Origin of the sequence: Arthrobacter sp. KBS0703 (assembly GCF_002008315.2) — a bacterium.
Taxonomy (GTDB): Bacteria; Actinomycetota; Actinomycetes; order Actinomycetales; family Micrococcaceae; genus Arthrobacter.
The window spans coordinates 1-1,155 of sequence record NZ_MVDG02000034.1 but is presented as its reverse complement, the minus strand read 5'-3'; the positions used below and the strand labels follow the sequence as shown (position 1 = coordinate 1,155).

At 69.1% G+C, this 1,155-nt stretch carries 2 protein-coding genes; one reads left to right on the top strand and one right to left on the bottom strand.

Features of this window, described 5'->3' with window-relative positions:
• Positions 1 to 7: 7 nt before the first annotated feature.
• On the bottom strand, positions 8 to 175 hold the full coding sequence (locus tag B1A87_RS23235) for a hypothetical protein (RefSeq protein ID WP_185982460.1): 168 nt from the start codon (positions 173 to 175) through the stop codon (positions 8 to 10).
• A gap of 283 nt (positions 176 to 458) precedes the next feature.
• Between B1A87_RS23235 and B1A87_RS22700 the strand changes: the two genes are divergently transcribed.
• Positions 459 to 1,136: a rhomboid family intramembrane serine protease gene (locus B1A87_RS22700; RefSeq protein ID WP_144275968.1), complete on the top strand. Its 678-nt coding sequence runs from the start codon at positions 459 to 461 to the stop codon at positions 1,134 to 1,136.
• Positions 1,137 to 1,155 lie beyond the last annotated feature (19 nt).

The following is a 1,155-nucleotide window of genomic DNA, read 5'->3' as shown; positions in this document are numbered from 1 at the left end:
CTGTCTCTTATACACATCTAGATGTGTATAAGAGACAGACGGCGCACAGGGCCGCCAAAACGGACAGCGCCGGGAGCTGGCCCCCTCCGGCCAGGTGGCCGCCGGCTGCCAGACCGAACACGACTGATCCGATGAGTCCGGTGCGGAACAGCCGGAACGAAGCACGGGGATCCATCTGCGCCTCCTCCCATAGGGCCCAGACCGGTGTAACAACTCCGAGGCTAGGCAAACCAGCGTGGAGAAACCTTGAACAGCGATGGCCATTCGTCCCGGTTGCCACCCCGGATTGGTGGGCCCGGCAGGCTCGGCGCGGGTTCCATCCCGCCGGCGTCCTCACAGGCCGGCGCCCATGCGCCACCACCGTCCGGCGCTCACCAGCTGGCCGAAACGCGCCCGCTGCACGCGCCTGTGGGAGAATCTAAGGCGGCCAGCTCCGTCCGCCCGCGAAAGGAGTCCCGATGCCGCTGCCGCACCCCGGGCCCTCCCTTCCCCCGGGCCCCCGGCCGGATTCCCGGCTGGATCCCCGGACCCTTCGCGGTTGGTCCGGCCTTCTCCGCGGCGCCCCCGCCACCCTGTGGTTCGTTGCCGTGTTCTGGACCGCCGGCGCTCTGTCCTCCAGCCTCGCGTCCGGCCCGCCCGAAGCATTGCGACCGCACGTGGAGGGCACCGTGCATTCCCTGTCCGGAGACTGGTGGGCAGTGCTCTTATCCGGGTTCTGGGAGCGGGGCTTGCCGGGGTATGTGCTGGGCACGGCTTTGGTGCTGCTCGCCGGCATACCCCTGGAGCGGAAGCTGGGAAGCCTGCGCTTCGCCGCGGCGGCAGTGGGCGCACACGTTCTGGGCATCGCCGCCACGCTCGGCTTCCTGGCGGTGGCCGGATCACTGATGGGCAGCTGGACCCGGGACATGAGCGGGCATTACTTCGTGGGGCCCAGCGCGCTGGCCTGCGGGGCCGCCATGGCCGCCACCGCCGCCACCCCCACCCTGTGGCGGCGCCGCATCCGCGTGGTCATCCTTGCCGTGCTGATGCTGTTCGCCTTCTACGCGGGCGGTTTCGAAGACCTGGTCCGGCTCGGGGCCGCCGTTGCCGGCACGCTCCTGGGCCCGTTGCTGCTGCTGTCTCTTATACACATCTAGATGTGTATAAGAGACAGTC